The sequence below is a fragment of the Colwellia sp. NW0002-52-1 genome, from assembly GCF_057550865.1.
Genome location: NZ_BAAJLU010000001.1, coordinates 599197 through 615900, shown reverse-complemented (window position 1 = coordinate 615900; position 16704 = coordinate 599197). Strand labels below are relative to the sequence as shown.

General features: G+C 38.8%; 17 protein-coding genes. 8 read left to right on the top strand and 9 right to left on the bottom strand.

Annotated elements, in window-relative coordinates; translation table 11 throughout:
• Nucleotides 1-26 precede the first annotated feature (26 nt).
• From AC27H3_RS02595 to AC27H3_RS02570, 6 genes are all read left to right on the top strand, one after another.
• A complete protein-coding gene (locus AC27H3_RS02595; protein WP_487103482.1) occupies nt 27-1805 on the top strand; it encodes an acyl-CoA dehydrogenase C-terminal domain-containing protein in 1779 nt (592 codons plus the stop codon).
• Between the two features lie 590 nt (nt 1806-2395).
• Nucleotides 2396-3697 (top strand): alpha/beta hydrolase, encoded by a 1302-nt coding sequence (locus AC27H3_RS02590; RefSeq protein WP_487103480.1) that lies wholly within the window; start codon nt 2396-2398, stop codon nt 3695-3697.
• The gene (locus AC27H3_RS02585; RefSeq protein WP_487103478.1) at nt 3697-4452 is read left to right on the top strand and encodes an MlaA family lipoprotein; all 756 of its coding nucleotides are present in this window, start codon (nt 3697-3699) and stop codon (nt 4450-4452) included. The genes AC27H3_RS02590 and AC27H3_RS02585 overlap by 1 nt, the downstream gene beginning before the upstream one ends.
• A gap of 151 nt (nt 4453-4603) precedes the next feature.
• On the top strand, nt 4604-5377 hold the full coding sequence (locus AC27H3_RS02580) for a 1-acylglycerol-3-phosphate O-acyltransferase (protein WP_487103477.1): 774 nt from the start codon (nt 4604-4606) through the stop codon (nt 5375-5377).
• The gene (gene rraB / locus AC27H3_RS02575; protein ID WP_085301256.1) at nt 5377-5727 is read left to right on the top strand and encodes a ribonuclease E inhibitor RraB; all 351 of its coding nucleotides are present in this window, start codon (nt 5377-5379) and stop codon (nt 5725-5727) included. Before AC27H3_RS02580 ends, rraB begins: the two co-directional genes overlap by 1 nt.
• Nucleotides 5728-5765: 38 nt before the next feature.
• Complete coding sequence (locus AC27H3_RS02570; protein ID WP_487103475.1) at nt 5766-5921, top strand: hypothetical protein; 156 nt, start codon at nt 5766-5768, stop codon at nt 5919-5921.
• Between the two features lie 140 nt (nt 5922-6061).
• Here AC27H3_RS02570 and ccmE read toward each other — a convergent pair whose 3' ends face one another.
• From ccmE to ccmA, 5 genes are read right to left on the bottom strand one after another with little or no spacing between them, the layout of a single operon-like run.
• Nucleotides 6062-6547, bottom strand: a complete 486-nt coding sequence (gene ccmE, locus AC27H3_RS02565; protein WP_487103473.1) for a cytochrome c maturation protein CcmE — start codon at nt 6545-6547, stop codon at nt 6062-6064.
• A gap of 11 nt (nt 6548-6558) precedes the next feature.
• Entirely contained in the window at nt 6559-6792 is a 234-nt protein-coding gene (ccmD, locus tag AC27H3_RS02560) for a heme exporter protein CcmD (RefSeq protein WP_487103471.1), read from the bottom strand.
• Nucleotides 6782-7537, bottom strand: coding sequence for a heme ABC transporter permease (locus AC27H3_RS02555; protein ID WP_487103532.1), 756 nt, complete (start codon nt 7535-7537; stop codon nt 6782-6784). The genes ccmD and AC27H3_RS02555 overlap by 11 nt, the downstream gene beginning before the upstream one ends.
• A 4-nt stretch (nt 7538-7541) precedes the next feature.
• Nucleotides 7542-8225, bottom strand: coding sequence for a heme exporter protein CcmB (gene ccmB / locus AC27H3_RS02550; protein ID WP_085301259.1), 684 nt, complete (start codon nt 8223-8225; stop codon nt 7542-7544).
• An 11-nt stretch (nt 8226-8236) separates the two neighbouring features.
• Nucleotides 8237-8908 (bottom strand): cytochrome c biogenesis heme-transporting ATPase CcmA, encoded by a 672-nt coding sequence (gene ccmA / locus AC27H3_RS02545; RefSeq protein ID WP_487103468.1) that lies wholly within the window; start codon nt 8906-8908, stop codon nt 8237-8239.
• Nucleotides 8909-9248: 340 nt separating this feature from the next.
• On the opposite strand from ccmA, the gene AC27H3_RS02540 reads away from it, so the two are divergent.
• On the top strand, nt 9249-9782 hold the full coding sequence (locus AC27H3_RS02540; RefSeq protein ID WP_487103530.1) for a glutathione peroxidase: 534 nt from the start codon (nt 9249-9251) through the stop codon (nt 9780-9782).
• A 9-nt stretch (nt 9783-9791) separates the two neighbouring features.
• Entirely contained in the window at nt 9792-10808 is a 1017-nt protein-coding gene (hemH, locus tag AC27H3_RS02535; protein WP_487103466.1) for a ferrochelatase, read from the top strand.
• A 311-nt stretch (nt 10809-11119) separates the two neighbouring features.
• Here hemH and AC27H3_RS02530 read toward each other — a convergent pair whose 3' ends face one another.
• The 4 genes from AC27H3_RS02530 to pepA all read right to left on the bottom strand — a co-directional run bounded on the left by AC27H3_RS02530 (nt 11120) and on the right by pepA (nt 16542).
• Nucleotides 11120-11329, bottom strand: coding sequence for a cold-shock protein (locus AC27H3_RS02530; RefSeq protein ID WP_085301262.1), 210 nt, complete (start codon nt 11327-11329; stop codon nt 11120-11122).
• A gap of 306 nt (nt 11330-11635) precedes the next feature.
• Nucleotides 11636-14506: a valine--tRNA ligase gene (locus AC27H3_RS02525; RefSeq protein WP_487103464.1), complete on the bottom strand. Its 2871-nt coding sequence runs from the start codon at nt 14504-14506 to the stop codon at nt 11636-11638.
• A gap of 22 nt (nt 14507-14528) precedes the next feature.
• Entirely contained in the window at nt 14529-15005 is a 477-nt protein-coding gene (locus tag AC27H3_RS02520; RefSeq protein ID WP_487103462.1) for a DNA polymerase III subunit chi, read from the bottom strand.
• Nucleotides 15006-15036: 31 nt separating this feature from the next.
• Nucleotides 15037-16542, bottom strand: coding sequence for a leucyl aminopeptidase (gene pepA / locus AC27H3_RS02515; RefSeq protein WP_085301265.1), 1506 nt, complete (start codon nt 16540-16542; stop codon nt 15037-15039).
• Nucleotides 16543-16704 lie beyond the last annotated feature (162 nt).

Below are 16704 nucleotides of genomic sequence, written 5' to 3'. Positions count from 1 at the left end.
TTTAAATTACCTGTTCGGAGAATGTAATGGCTGATTATCAAGTGCCTTTGAAAGATATGAGTTTTTTGTTGTATGACGTATTTAAAGCTGACAAATTATGGCAGTCATTACCCACGTTGGCTGAACGAGTAGACAAAGATACCGCAGAAGCTATTTTGCAAGGTTGTGCAAAAATTGCTGAGCAAGAAATCGCCCCTTTATCACGTAATGGCGACGAAACTGGTGTAACTTTTGATGCCGGTAATGTCACTACCGCACCAGGATACAAAGCAGCATTTAAAACCTATGCCGAAGGCGGTTGGACATCATTAGGTGGTGATCCTGATTTTGGTGGCATGGGTATGCCAAAAGTTATCACCGCATTCCATGAAGAAATGTTGTGTTCGGCAGATATCTCATTTTCACTTTACCCAGGTTTAACTGCTGGCGCAGGGTTATCGCTAGCTAAGCATGGCAGTGAGGAATTAAAAAATCGTTATCTAACACGCATGTATGCTGGTGATTGGGCAGCAAGTATGTGTTTAACTGAAGCACATGCTGGCACAGATTTAGGCATGATCAGAACAAAAGCCGTGCCGCAAGATGATGACAGCTACTTAATATCAGGTACAAAAATATTTATTACAGCCGGTGAACATGACTTAACTGAAAACATTGTTCATTTAGTGCTGGCGAAACTACCTGATGCACCTGCAGGTCCTCGTGGTATTTCTTTATTCTTAGTACCAAAATTTCATGTAAATGACGATGAAACCATTGGCGAGTCTAACAACGTAAGTTGTGGTTCAATTGAACATAAAATGGGTATTCATGCTTCTGCTACCTGTGTAATGAATTTTGATGGCGCTAAAGGTTATTTAGTAGGCGAACTCAATAAAGGTTTAGCCTGTATGTTCACCATGATGAACTTTGAACGTATTGGTGTTGGTATTCAAGGCTTAGGTGCAGCAGAGCGTTCGTATCAAAATGCTTTAGAATACGCTAAAGATCGAATTCAAGGTCGCTCGTTATCAGGCGTAAAATCACCTGATGCTCAAGCTGATTCATTACTCGTTCATGGCGATGTTCGTCGTATGTTATTAAACATGAAAGCGTTAAATGAAGGTTCACGTGCGTTATCAACTTACATTGCTATGCAATTAGATATAGCGACATACGGTACTGGTGAAGCGCAAGAAAAAGCAGACCATCTTGTGGCATTAATGACACCGATCGCTAAAGCATTTTTCACCGATCTGGGCTTTGAAAGTACAGTTGCTGGCCAACAAGTATTTGGTGGTCATGGATATGTAAGAGAATGGGGACAAGAGCAATTAGTGCGTGATACGCGCATTTCACAAATCTATGAAGGCACTAATGGTATTCAAGCGATGGATCTATTAGCGCGTAAAGTTGCGGGTAGTAAAGGCAAATTAGTCTTGGTGTTTCTAGAAGAAGTTCGCGCATATATCGCACAATGTAACAGTGAGTCTATGCAAGAGTTTACGCAACCATTGGCAGCAGCAACAGATGAACTCGCTAATTTAACTGAGCATTTGTTAACTGCCGCACAAGCTTCCCCAGAAGAACTTGGTTGTGCAGCTAATGACTACTTACACGTTTTTGGTTACACCGCTATGGCTTACGTTTGGGCTAAAATGGCTGAAGTATCGTTATCTGCGAGTGAAGATAAAAACTTTCACGAAAGTAAAATTCGTACAGCACGTTACTACTTTTCAAGATTACTGCCACGTTGTCAGTCATTGATAACATCAGCGAAGTCTGGACAAAGTGCATTGTTTGATATCGACGAAGCGCTATTTTAAGCAGCTTGCTTATTATATCACTGGTCTTAGTTACTAAACTTAAATAACTAACACAGTAACTAAAGTTGTGATTAGTTCATAAGCGTTGGTAACATCTACTTTAGCCAATTCATTAATTTGAGTTGGCTTTTTTATTGCCTATATTTAATTACTTATATTGCTGGTGGGGAATGTCAGCGACGCTGATAAAACGATGAACTTTAGTTTGCTGTATTTCTTAAAGGTACTGTTTGAGCTTGCTGTTTGAAAGAACCGTCTAAAATTATGATTTAAAAACACAGCACTGAAAGAGCTATTTAGATTACTGTTGAAAAATTAGTTAGCAGTTTTTTACTAATTTTTTAGCAATTACTTCGCTAAGTTAGATACTTTTTTGTTGTCAAAAGTTAGAATATAGCTAAGCGCTGCAATTATAAAACTTTTAATCTAGCGCTCAAATCAAATAATCTTTCGTTCGATAAACTAGCGGATATTATTCAAGTACTCAAAAGCAAAGCTATAATGCTTAAATACAGCACAATTAAGGTGCTGTGTTTTATCAGTTTTAGAGAACAAATAAACTTTTAAATACATGGCAATAGGAATAGTTTGTGCGAATTTTGAGTGTTTTATTCATCCTGATATTAGCAGGGTGTACCAGTAAAGAAGCTAATTTGGTTGAAGAGAATACGCCAACTGTTTGCGACTTAGATTATTCCCGTTACCAAGCAACAGTTACCGGTTACTGTCAAATACCCGCTGCCGACCTCCCAGATACGCTTGATACAATTAATAAGCGCATTACGATTAAACCACTTGATGAAATTTCTGAAGTATTTTGGTTTAACAAGCAAATGAAATATTCACTAGTTAAACAAGAGGGTGATGCGCCGTTAATTTTTGTTATAGCGGGTACAGGCGCAAGCTTTGAAAGCGCTAAGATGATTAGCCTTCAAAAAAGTTTTTTTCAGCAGGGTTATCATGTCATTTCCATATCTTCACCAACATTTGCTAATTTTATAGTTAACTCAACAAACACGAAATACATGCCCGGTGATTTAACTCATGATGCAAAAGAGTTGTACAAGGTAATGCAGTTGGTTTGGGCACAAGTTCAAGCCGAAGATAATGTTCAAGCATCGTCATTTTCACTTACAGGTTATAGTTTGGGCGGTGCGCACTCTGCATTTTTGGCGTTACTTGATGAACAAGAGCAAGTGTTTAATTTTGAAAAAGTCTTATTAATTAACCCACCGGTTAGTTTGTATAATTCAGTCAGTATTCTCGACCAATATTTTGATCTGCGCAACAACCGGTCTGCTGCTGTAGCCATGTTCGACGAAATATTTGCTCGTTTTTCAACGATTTATTCAGCACAAGAATCTTCAAGGTTTGATCAAAGCTCGGTTTACAGCTTATTTAAAAATGTTGAGTTAACCGAAGCAGAGTTAAAGCTGTTAATTGGCGCATCTTTTAGAATGTCGTCTTCGGATATGATATTTGCTATTGATGTGAGCTTTAATACCGGCGCAATTACTTATAAAAACCACAAAATAGATAAGCTTGAAAGTTTAACTCACTCTATGCAGCGGGCAAGTAATATTACCTTTGGCGATTATTTTGATCGCGCTATGCTACCAAGAGCACAGCGAGAAGATCCCAATATCACTAAAGCGGATCTTATTAAGCGTTATAGTTTGCACCAAATTGAAGCTTATTTAAAAAGCTCAGAGAAAGTATTTTTGGTGACGAGTAAAGACGATATTATTTTACAAACAGGTGAAATCGATTATTTAAAAGATACTTTTGGTAGCCGGGCAAAAATTTTTCCTCGTGGTGGGCATTGTGGAAATTTTGATAGACAAAATTTTGTTGAATATCTTGATACCACATTCCAAAGAGGGACGAACTAATGTTAGCCATTTCAAATAAATGCCGTAGATCTATTATGGTATTAGCTTGTACTTTATTAGCGGCATGCTCCTCAGTTCCTCAATTAGAAAATAATGTCGCTACCCCAATAGTACCTGTGCCTGAAAATAATGAAGAGCTTGGTGTTTTTAGTGCTTATAACGATCCTTGGGAAGGCTTTAATCGCCGAATGTATTATTTTAATGCTAAAGCTGATGAGTATGTATTATTACCTATAGTTGATGGCTATAAAGCAATTACCCCAGATGTTGTTGAAACCGGACTGAGTAATTTTTTTAATAATTTAGCTGAAATATCAACCTTTATTAATTCGGTTTTACAGTTTAAATTTTCCGTGGCAGGTGAGACTTTTGGACGGTTTTTTGTAAACTCAACTATCGGCATGGTTGGGTTATTAGATGTTGCAACACCTTTGGGTTTAGCTGAGCAAAATGAAGACTTTGGCCAAACATTAGGTTTTTGGGGCGTAGGGGCAGGTCCATATTTGGTTTTACCTTTATTAGGACCTTCGTCGCTTAGAGATGCTACAGGCTTGGCATTTGATAGCTTTGCTGACCAACAAGTACTAGATATATTTGGTATGACAGCGGAACAAGAGTTGTACCTTTCACTTGTCAACAGTATTGACGCTAGAGCTAGGCTACCTTTTAGGTACTACGCTTCGGGCTCAGCTTTTGAGTATGAGTATTTAAAACTACTTTATAAAAAGTACCGAGAAATTCAAGTGGCGCGATAAGGGACTCTACTGTCTTTAAGTATTTACAAAATGATAGCTGTATGACGATATGTTCGTTAGACAGTTTTCAGCGAATAGAATGCATAGTAGTTTTAGCTATTTTATCAATTAAAGGTATAATCACGCCTTATAAATTTTCTAGGAATGTCTTTTGTTAGCTGTTATACGTGTCATATTGATGACTTTGGCTTTAGTTATTACCTCCATTTGTTCAATTTTACTCTGTTTGATCCGACCATTTCATCGCGACAATGTTCATCATACAGCTAAGTATTTAGGTAAAGTTTCAAAAATTTTAGGCCTAGAGGTCGAAATTAGAATACCTGATTCAGTAAAAAATATTGGCCCTGTGGTTTACGTTTGTAACCATCAAAATAGCTATGATATTTTTACGGTAAGTAATGCGGTTCAACCTGGCACTGTGAGTGTTGGCAAGAAAAGTTTAAAGTGGATCCCCTTTTTCGGGCAAATGTATTGGCTAACCGGTAATATTTTAATTGACCGTAAAAACAAAAATAAAGCCATGAATACCATCGACATGACCGCCAATAAAATTCGTGAAAAAAAGCTATCTGTATGGCTCTTTCCTGAAGGAACACGCAGCTATGGTCGAGGTTTATTACCTTTTAAAACTGGCGCATTTCGAACGGCTGCTAAAGCAGGGGTGCCAATTATTCCAGTGTGTGCGAGTAATACACATAAAACCATAGATTTAAATCGCTGGGATAACGGTAAAATGATTGTTGAATTCTTACCGCCGGTTTATTTATCTTGTGAAGATAAAGACAAAATTCGCAGTATAACCAATCAAACACGTAGCGATATGCTAGTTAAAATAACACAATTAAGCGACGAAACAGGTCACGAGTTGCCAAAAGTTAATGACAAGAATTCACAAAATAAGCAAAAAAGTGAGACAAAATAATGATCGATGAAGAATTACAAGAATGGAAAGAGCACACCGAAGATTTAATCGCAGCGTTAGTCGAAGATGGCACTAACGAAGAAGTGCACCACACTATAGAGCATCACTTTTCTAGCGCTGATTTTGATGTGCTTGAGAAAGCCGCGATTACCGCCTTTAAAAGTGGTTTTGAAATTGAAGAGCCAGAAGAGGCTGAGTTAGAGTCAGGCGAGAAAGTTTTTGCTTTTGACATTATTACCGAGCAAGCCTTAGATTTTGACATTATTTTTGATGAAACAAAAAAAATGTACGAATTAGCAAAACAATGTAAAGTTGAATACGATGGTTGGGGCACATACTTCGAAGAGTAAATCGTATTCTTAGTATGGATGCGTAAGCGTATTTTAATATGCTTAAATATTCATGGCTAACAATAAAAGGTTACCCGATAGATTGGTTAAATACTTTATTACGGGCTGAAGCATTATTGTTATTAACCCTTATCGTCGCATTAGTCGGTATATTTTCAGTTGTTGCGATTAAGGCATACCATCGACATCAATAGCGCATAAATAAAAGTAGAAACGGTTTTAAACCGGTCACATAAAAAAACGCAAAGTGTCACCACTTTGCGTTTTTTATTGAGTTTTCCTGAGTTTATTAATTAACAGTCGCTAATTAAAATAAACTTGATAGCTCGAGAGATTAATATGTTGGTTTTTCGTGTTTTTTACCCATATCGTCAGCTAGCTCTTTAGGCATGTAGTTTTCATCATGCTTTGCGAGTACTTCACTGGCTTTAATTGTATTACCATCAACCAATGTGCCGTTGGCAACTATACCTTGGCCTTCGCGAAATAAGTCAGGCAATATACCGTCATAAGTAACCGTAACCGTTGGGTCACTTTCTGAGAAGCTAATAGGCATTCTCATGTCTGCAAGTTTAAAGCTTACGTGTAAGGTCTCACTATTACGATGTACGCTACCTGGTACAACTAAGCCACCTATACGTAACCTTTGACCGTCTATCGCTTTTAGACCTGTGTCTTCTTTACCATTGTATATTTCAGATGGCTTATAAAATAAATCAATATTTTGACTTAATGCATACAAAACAAGTCCTGCCACTACACCTAAACCTATGATTAATGACGTTACTATCGTTAATCGTTTTTTACGACGGGGATTCATAATATTACCTCTTAAATGTTATGACTATTGTCATTACTGGTTTGTGCTTGCTGCAATTTAGCCGCTTGGCGTAATTTTTCTTCACGTTTAATGCGTTGAGTTATTTGTAGCTTAATTTTTTTATGGCTACTGATACTAGTAAAAATTAATAGGGCTAAGGCAAAAATACTTACGCCATAAGATAACCAAACATAAAAGCCATAACCGCCCATATCTATAAAGGCGCTGATACTATCAAACTGCATGCGTTTTCACCTCTGTAGTCACTAATTCACGTACCCAAGGACGCATACTATTTCGGTTTAATATTTCAGTACGAAAGCGAAGACATATTAAGGCGGTTACTAAAAAAGCAAAGCCAATAAAGCACACTAAAAATGGCCAAAACATATCAGCAGTCATGGAAGGTTGACCCAACTTACTTACGGTTGCGCCTTGGTGCAGCGTATTCCACCACTCAACTGAGTACTTAATAATAGGTAGGTTAATAACCCCCACTAAAGCAAGAATGCCAGCTGCTTTACCTGCTAAGGCTTTATCATCAAATGCATTATGTAACGCCATAACGCCTAAGTATAAAAATAATAATATTAATTCTGAAGTCAGTCTAGCATCCCAAATCCACCAAGTTCCCCACATAGGTTTTCCCCATGCCGAGCCAGTAATTAAAGCAATGAAAGTAAAAGTAGCCCCAATGGGCGCCATAGCAGCTGCCGAAGCATCGGCTAATTTTAATTGCCAAACTAAGCCTGACAACGCGGCAATAGCCATACCAAGATAAATGCCCATAGAAAGCATTGCCGCAGGTACATGGATATAGAAAATTCTAAACGTATCGCCTTGTTGGTAATCTGCTGGGGCGAACAACAATGCCCAAGTAATCCCTATGGTTAAGAATGCAAAAGCCAAACGTGCGCACCAAGGTAATATTTTACCTGCAAAATGATAGCTTATTTCAGGGTTTGCATAAGGGTGAAGCCATTTCCACATCATATTAATTTGTACTCACTTTCAGCGCTGCACTAACAGCAAAGGGGGCCAAGGTTAACGAGGCAAAAAATATTGCCGCGATTATAGCAAGTTGTCCGTTATAAGGTAAGTTCATTCCGGCAGTATCAATGGCACTGGTAGCGAAAATAAGTACCGGTATATAAAGTGGCAATACCAACAGACTTAACAGCACCCCACCTTTTTTGATACCAACGGTTAAAGCGACACCAATTGCACCTAGTAAACTTAATATAGGGGTGCCCAATAATAGGGTAAGCATTAGTGCGATGTAGCTACTTTCTTGTAAGTGCAATAATACCGCTAACAAAGGTGCTATGAGTATTAAGGGTAAGCCGGTGAGTAACCAATGCGCGACAATTTTAGCCAAAACTAAAATAAATATCGGATGTGGGCTAAGTAACATCTGCTCAAGAGAGCCATCAGCATGATCAGACTTAAATAACCTGTCTAGCGAGAGTAAAGTCGATAAAAGGGCTGCTACCCAAATAATGCCGGGTGCAATGCGTGAGAGCATGGTGCTTTCTGGGCCCACACCTAAAGGAAAAAGCGTTACAACAATAATAAAGAAAAGTAAGGGGTTAATAATGTCGTCGCGGTGACGAAAGGCGATTCTTAAATCTCTTTTAACAATTAACGCGAAAGCGGCACGATAAGATAGTTGTGTCATGAATAATTACCCTAATAAAACCGATAAGCTAAAGAAACTTTCTTTACTCGCTCGGCGGGTAATGAGAGATCTTGATGCGTGGTTAAAATGACACAGCCGCCGTTATCAGCATGTTGCAAAAATAGCTGCTCTAACTTTTCTACGCCTAGTTTGTCGATTGCAGTAAAGGGCTCATCTAAAATCCAAATTTTAGCTTGGCTCTGCCATAATCGCGATAAAGCAATGCGCCTATGCTGTCCTGCACTTAAGTGCGAAGCTAGTGCATCTTCAAAGCCTAATAAGTTAACTTCAGCTAAGGTGCTTTCAGCCGTGCTGGCATCTAGTCCATGTAAAGCAAGGTTGAACTCCAGGTTTTCTTGAGCAGTTAGCTCGTCTTTAACACCGGGTAAGTGCCCTAGGTATAATAAATTTTGATGAAATAATTCACGCTGATCTGTAATGCTTTTACCTTGAAAATGTATATCGCCATCATAAGGTTGAGATAAGCCAGCAAGTATACGCATTAAACTGGTTTTACCCGCGCCATTAGGCCCTTCAATTTGTAAAATATCACCAGGAAAAATACTGAGATTTAAATCTTCAAACAAAACTCGTTCTTCACGAATACAAGTTAAATTGTTCGCGCTTAACAAGCTATCATTGTTTGTTGATGTGGTTTTATTTTCGATATTTAGGTTTGACAAACTTTTTCACTTAACTAATTGATACATTTTGATATTAGGGGCAAAGCATTAACGCGTGTTTATGTCAGTTAATGCAACTTTGCTTATGATACTATATCGTTCAATAAAGGCTAGTAACAGATATTCCGAGCGCTTCTTTATTTATTATCCCTAAATGTAAGTTATGTGATCAAAACCACAATGACTTTCGTATATAAAATAAATCTATTAATGAGGCATTTTCAACGGTATAGGCAATTCCTTTGCTTGAATAATTACGATAATATGCCTTTGTAAAAGTGCTGAAAGGAAACGCATGAAATACTTCACAATAATTACCTTGATGGCTTTAACTTCATTTATGGTGAAAGCCGAAAAAAATGTCGATATTGCTCAATCAGAACAGTTAAAGCCAGCCTCGTCTTGTTTAGCGTTTATGCAGCACAATGAGAAAAAATTACACGCTAAAGAGCAACTAGATTTATGCCAACTAACCGCAGGTAAAGCCATATTAATTGTTAATACCGCCAGCCATTGCGGGTTTACTCCACAATTTAAAGCCCTTGAAAGCTTACATAAAGCATATGAAAATAAAGGCTTAGTAGTGATTGGTTTTCCTTCCAATGATTTTTTCCAAGAAGAAGATAATGAAAAAGATACCGCCGATATATGTTTTGTTAATTATGGCGTAACATTTACTATGCTATCACCTGTGCATGTTTTTGGTAGCGAAGCACACCCAATTTTTAAAACATTAGCAGATAAAACCACAGCCCCTAAGTGGAACTTTTATAAGTACCTCGTTAGCGCAGATGGTAAAACAGTTAAGCATTTTAATAGTCGTGTAAAGCCTGACTCAGCAGAGTTTATTCAGGCAATTAACGAAATTTTATAGAGATAATCCATGTCAAGATATGCAGGGCAAAGTAAAGAAATTCATGATTGCACCTCGAAAACAGGCGTATTACTAACTAACTTAGGCACACCCGATAGCCCCACAACAGGAGCATTAAGACGTTACCTGCGAGAGTTTTTATCAGATCCACGCGTAGTAGAAATACCTCGCTTGATTTGGTTAGTTATTTTACATGGCATTATTTTAAGAGTGCGCCCAAAAAAGTCAGCCAAACTTTATGAAAGTATTTGGACAGAGCAAGGTTCGCCCTTGTTAGTGATCAGCAAACAACAAAAAGCTAAAGTTGAGCATACTCTGACACAAAAGTATGGTGATAAAGTGATGGTTGATGTTGCTATGCGTTATGGTAACCCATCAATTGCAACTGCCTTAGATCGCTTTCAAGAAAATGGCGTGAATAACATTATTGTGTTGCCGTTATACCCTCAGTATGCCGGTCCAACTACCGGGGCAACTTTTGATGCTGTATTTAATAAAGTTAAAACTTGGCGCTGGATACCCAGTATTCACTTTCAAAGTAGTTATCATGACAAACAGCTTTATATAAAAGCCTTAGTGCAGAGTATTACAACACACATAGAAGCGCACGGTAAGCCTGACAAGTTGGTTTTTTCTTATCATGGTATGCCAAAGTATTTTCTTGAGCAGGGCGACCCATATTATTGCTTTAGTCATAAAACTACGCGTTTAGTTGTTGAAGCATTAGGCTTAGGCAAAGACGATTATGTTATGACCTTTCAGTCACGCTTTGGTAAGGCTGAGTGGCTCAAGCCATACACTGACGAAACGTTAGAAAGTTTAGCTGAAGCAGGTAATAAGCATGTTGCTATTATTAGTCCGGCTTTTAGTGCTGATTGCTTAGAAACGTTAGAAGAGTTAGTGCATGAAAATAAAGATATATTTATTCAAGCTGGCGGAGAAAAGTATCATTATATCGCCGCGTTAAACGACCAAGACGCACATATTGACGTTATGCTCGATCTGATAGAGCCTCATATTACTTAACGCTAGATAATAAGTACTTTACAGATATGAAAATCAGCATTTTTGCTGTTTTTTTTAATATATCGTTATGTTTACATCACAGTAAGTACTATTGATGTTTTATTTTTCAATTGCTTACCGATAATTCAGAATGCAAGCAAGCGAGCTGGGGAAAAAATACTGAGTAATGGCAACTTATTCAGAGTACCGATTATTTAAAACCTTAGTGTTGATAAGCTATTTTATTTAGTGCCAGAAACAAAAAAACGAAACATATGTTTCGTTTTTTTATCTATCTTTAGTGGTAACTAAAGAAAATTTTGCACTTTAAATTAAGATGCAACTACGTTTTCAGCTTCAGGACCTTTTTGGCCTTGTTTTACGCTGAAAGTTACCGTTTGACCATCAGTCAAAGTACGGAAACCGTCACCAGAGATTGCACTAAAGTGAACAAAAACGTCAGCGCCGTTTTCTTGCTCGATGAAACCGAATCCTTTAGATTCGTTAAAAAATTTTACTTTACCAGTTACTGTATCAGACATACCAACATTTCTCGCAGGTCAAAAATTAAAGTTTAGCCAAAACGGCCATATACGGAGTAAATGCTCTCTATCTAAAAGAAGGTAGAGAAAGGTTTCCAGTAACACATATTAAAGCGTCTAGGCTGATCATAGGTCTGTTGACCACAAGATCTCTCCTTATCCCGAAACGCAAAAACTCAACGCGAAGTCATATTAACACAATAGAATTTAGGAATCTCTATAAAATACCAAGATTGGCAGACTTTTTTATAATAAAAAAAAGCCAGCTAAGATGCTGGCTTTTAAAGCTTATTTTACATTAACTAATTAAATTTCAGCTATTTGAGCTTTCTGGTCAACCATTTTAGCTATGGTAGATTCAGCTTCAGCCAACTTTGCCTTTTCTTTATTAATGACTGCTTCAGGTGCTTTGCCAACAAAACTTTCATTATTAAGTTTGGCACGTACACGGTCAGCATCTTTTGATAACTTATCAATTGCTTTGTCTAAACGCGCTAACTCAGCATCTTTATCAATTAAGCCAGCCATTGGAATTAATAGTGATAAGCTACCAACCACGGCACTTGCTGAAGCAGGACCGTTATCGTCATCGGCAAGTATGGTAATACTTTCAAGCTTAGCTAAGGCGCTAATAAATTGCTCATTTTCAGATAAACGGCGTTGGTCGTCAGCATTTACGTTTTTCAACAGCACTGGCAATGGTTTGCTAGGGGCAATATCCATTTCGCCTCGAATATTACGAACAGCAACAATCAATTGTTTAACCCACTCTAAATCGTCAATAGCGGTTTGATCACATTGGCTTTCATCAAATTGAGGAAAGCTTTGTATCATAATGCTATCACCAGTTTTTTCAAAGTTAGTTAACGGCACAACACGTTGCCAAATTGTTTCAGTGATAAACGGCATAATTGGGTGCATTAAACGCAACAATGCTTCTAAAACAGTCACTAGGGTATGACGTGTTCCGCGCTGCTGTGCTTCATTACCTTTAAATAATACCGGTTTAGTTAACTCTAAGTACCAGTCACAAAATTGGTTCCAGGTAAATTCATACAAGGCTTGTGAGGCAAGATCAAAGCGATAAGCGTCAAACGCTTCATGCACAGTTTTCACGGTTTGTTGAAACTGACCCATAATCCAGCGATCAGCTAAAGAAAATTTCATTTCACCTGCTGGTGCATCTGATGAAGTGCGACCGCAGTCAAACTCTTCAGTGTTCATCATGACATAACGGCTGGCATTCCATAATTTATTGGTAAAATTACGGTAACCTTCAAGGCGTTTCATATCCCAGCTGATATCACGGCCGGTAGTGGCAACTGACGTTAAAGTAAAACGTAAGGCATCAGTACCATTTGCTTCAATACCGTTTGGATATTCTTTTCTGGTCAGTTTTTCAATTTTCGCGGCCAATTTAGGCTTCATCATATTGCCAGTACGTTTTTGTAATAAGTCTTCAAGCGAAATGCCATCGATCATATCTAATGGATCAACAACATTACCTTTTGATTTACTCATTTTATCGCCATTTTCATCGCGAATAAGGCCAGTCATGTAAACTTTTTTAAAGGGTATTTGTGACTTACCGTTTTCATCTTTGTTGAAATGCATGGTCATCATGATCATACGAGCAACCCAGAAGAAAATAATGTCAAAACCAGTAACCAACACATCAGTTGGGTGGAAGGTTTTTAAATCTTCAGTGTTTTTAGGCCAGCCCAGTGTTGAGAATGTCCAAAGCGCAGAAGAGAACCAAGTATCAAGTACATCGTCGTCTTGGCGTAATTTAACATCGTCAGCAATCGTGTTATTAGCACGTACTTCTGCTTCGGTACGACCAACATAAACCTTGCCATTTTCGTCGTACCAAGCTGGAATACGATGTCCCCACCAAAGTTGGCGTGAAATACACCAATCTTGAATGTTGTTCATCCAAGCAAAATACATGTTTTCGTATTGTTTAGGTACAAACTCGATTTGACCGTCTTTTACTGCGTCAACAGCAGGGCCGGCTAGTTTTTCAACACGCACATACCATTGGTCTGTTAATAAAGGCTCAATAATAACACCAGAGCGATCGCCATACGGAGCAACTAAATCGTGGTCTTTAACTTCGACCAACAAACCTAGTTCGTCAAATTTCGCAACAATGGCTTTACGTGCAACAAATCGGTCCATGCCAGCAAATTCTGCTGGTAAGGCTGTATCGTATGCATCGCACACTTCGCCTTTAGTGTCGTAAACTTCTGCTTCGGCTAATACAGCAGCGTCTTTATCTAATATATTAATTTGTGGTAATTGATGGCGTTTACCGACTTCGTTGTCGTTAAAATCGTGCGCTGGGGTTATTTTTACACAACCTGTGCCTTTTTCCATGTCAGCATGCTCATCACCAACAATAGGAATTAAACGATTAACCAAAGGCAGTAATACTTGCTTGCCAATTAAATCTTTATAACGAGGATCTTCAGGATTTACCGCAACACCTGTGTCGCCTAAAACGGTTTCAGGGCGAGTAGTGGCAACCACTAAATAGTCGAGTCCGTCAGCGGTTTTAGCGCCATTAGCTAGCGGGTAACGCAAGTGCCACATGTGGCCTTTTTTATCTTTGTTTTCTACTTCTAAATCAGAAATAGCGGTATGGAATTTTGGATCCCAGTTTACGAGGCGTTTACCGCGATAAATAAGGTCGTCTTCAAACAAGCGGACAAAAACTTCTTGTACGGCTTCAGACATACCGTCGTCCATGGTAAAGCGCTCACGGCTCCAATCAATAGAGTTGCCCAAACGGCGCATTTGCTTACCGATAGTACCGCCAGACTCTTCTTTCCACTGCCAAATTTTATCAATAAAGCCTTCACGGCCGTAATCATGGCGAGTTTTATCTTCTTCGGCGGCAATTTTACGTTCAACGACCATTTGCGTTGCAATACCAGCATGATCACAACCCGTTTGCCATAAGGTATTTTTACCTTGCATACGTTGATAACGAATTAGCGTGTCCATAATGGTTTGCTGAAAAGCATGGCCCATATGTAAGCTGCCGGTTACGTTTGGCGGTGGAATAGCAATACTGTAACTGTCGCCTTCACCGGTTGGGCTAAAGTAACCTTGTTCTTCCCAACTTTTATAAAGGGATTGTTCAATGTCAGAGGGGGTAAATGTTTTATCCATCAGAGTTTCCGTCAGAAATTTTTTAACTGGTTGTATCGATAGTTTGTGCAGCACTTGCAACTTGGTGTTCTACGTTGAAACCCCATTGACGACAAGTACGAAAACGGTTTCGAGCTTGTTCTTTTAGGGAGTCATCACTAGGCACAAAATCTATCAGATGAGAATATTGGTTAGCAAAGTTGGGTACTTCACGGGTTAAATTAATTAAAACCGCACGGCGATTTTTTGGTGGCTGCCAGCTTATTTCAACGGCAGCACCTTGCTTTGGACCTTCACCAATTAAATTGTGTGGTACAAAGCTGTCAGGATCAAAAGCCCATAACATTTCGTCAATATCATGGGCGCTTTGTTGATCTAGAGTATAAATAAATACCCGCATATTTTGTCGATAAAAATGAGCCGCTTGCAAACAAGCGTAGTGCAGATGTAACTGTTCTTCAGGTACACCTACAACTTTACTTTGCTGCTCTATACTGTAGAACATTGCTTGGGTTAGCATGACATTATTCCGGGCATAAATTTATTTAGCACTATTCGCCTTGTTCTGCGCCAGCGCGATTTAATAAAAATTGCGTTAGCATGCTTACTGGGCGACCTGTTGAGCCTTTATTTTTACCACCGCGCCATGCTGTACCAGCAATATCTAAATGCGCCCAATGATATTTTTTGGTGAAGCGTGATAAGAAACATGCGGCCGTTATTGTGCCTGCTTCTTTACCGCCTAAGTTGGTAAAATCTGCGAAAGGGCTTTCAAGTTGGTCTTGGTAGTCGTCCCATAATGGCATGCGCCATGCTCTATCACCACTTTGCTCTGAAGCATTAAGTAACTCGTGCGCCAATGGGTTATGAGAACTTAATAAACCTGTAGCATGTGCGCCTAAGGCAACAACACAAGCACCGGTTAAGGTAGCCACATCGATTACCAGTTCAGGATCAAAGCGTTCAACATAAGTTAGCGCGTCACAAAGTACTAATCGACCTTCTGCATCGGTATTTAATACTTCAACTGTTTGACCTGACATCGTGGTTAAAATGTCACCCGGGCGATAGGCATTACTACTTGGCATGTTTTCACAGCCAGCTAAAACACCAATAACATTAATCGGTAATTGCAGTTCAACTAGGGCATGCATAGCACCTAAAACACCTGCAGCGCCCCCCATGTCGTATTTCATTTCATCCATGCCTGCGCCTGGTTTTAATGAAATGCCGCCACTGTCGAAAGTTAGGCCTTTACCAACAAGTACTAGCGGTTTTGAGTCATCACCAGCGCCTTTATAATTTATAATACTCATTAAAGATTCATTAACAGAGCCACGACCTACGGCTAAATATGACCCCATGCCGAGAGCTTCCATTTCTTCTTCACCAACAATTTGGGTTGTAACATTGTTGTAATCGTTAGCCAAAATTTGCGCTTGTTCTGCTAAATACGCAGGATTACAAATGTTTGGTGGCATGTTAGCAACGTTTTTACAGGTTGTTATGCCTTCTGAAATTGCTAATGCATGATTAATTGCACGTTCACCAATAGGTAATTCACGGCGTGTTGGCACATTAAATACAATTTTACGTAACGGACGGCGAGGTTCTTCTTTACGGGTTTTTAAACTATTAAAACTGTAAAGACAATCTTGAGTTGCTTCGATTGCTTGACGAACTTTCCAGTAGGTATCGCGACCTTTAACGTGGAGTTCAGACAAAAAGCAAACAGCTTCCATTGAGCCTGTTTCATTTAAGGTGCTAATTGTTTTACTGATAATTTGACGGTATTGACGTTCGTCTAACTCACGTTCTTTACCACAACCAACGAGCAATACGCGTTCGCTAAGAATATTTGGTACATGATGCAATAACAGCATTTGTCCAGACTTACCTTCAAGGTCGCCACGACGTAATAAATTACTGATATAACCTTCGCTGATTTCATCTAGTTGCTCAGCGATAGCCGACAAACGACGTGGTTCAAAAACACCGACGACTATACACGCGCTACGTTGTTTTTCTGGACTGCCACTCTTTACACTGAACTCCATGATGTCTCCTAATTTGACTCAAATACGTATAATTTATAGAAATTATACTAATAAGCTTGCTAAAAATAGTAAATAATCGCTAAGCTTGCTTTTAATTGTATTCTGCTAAAGGCTATAATTATAGCCGGATTGCACAGCATTACCTGTTAAGCTTACATTTAA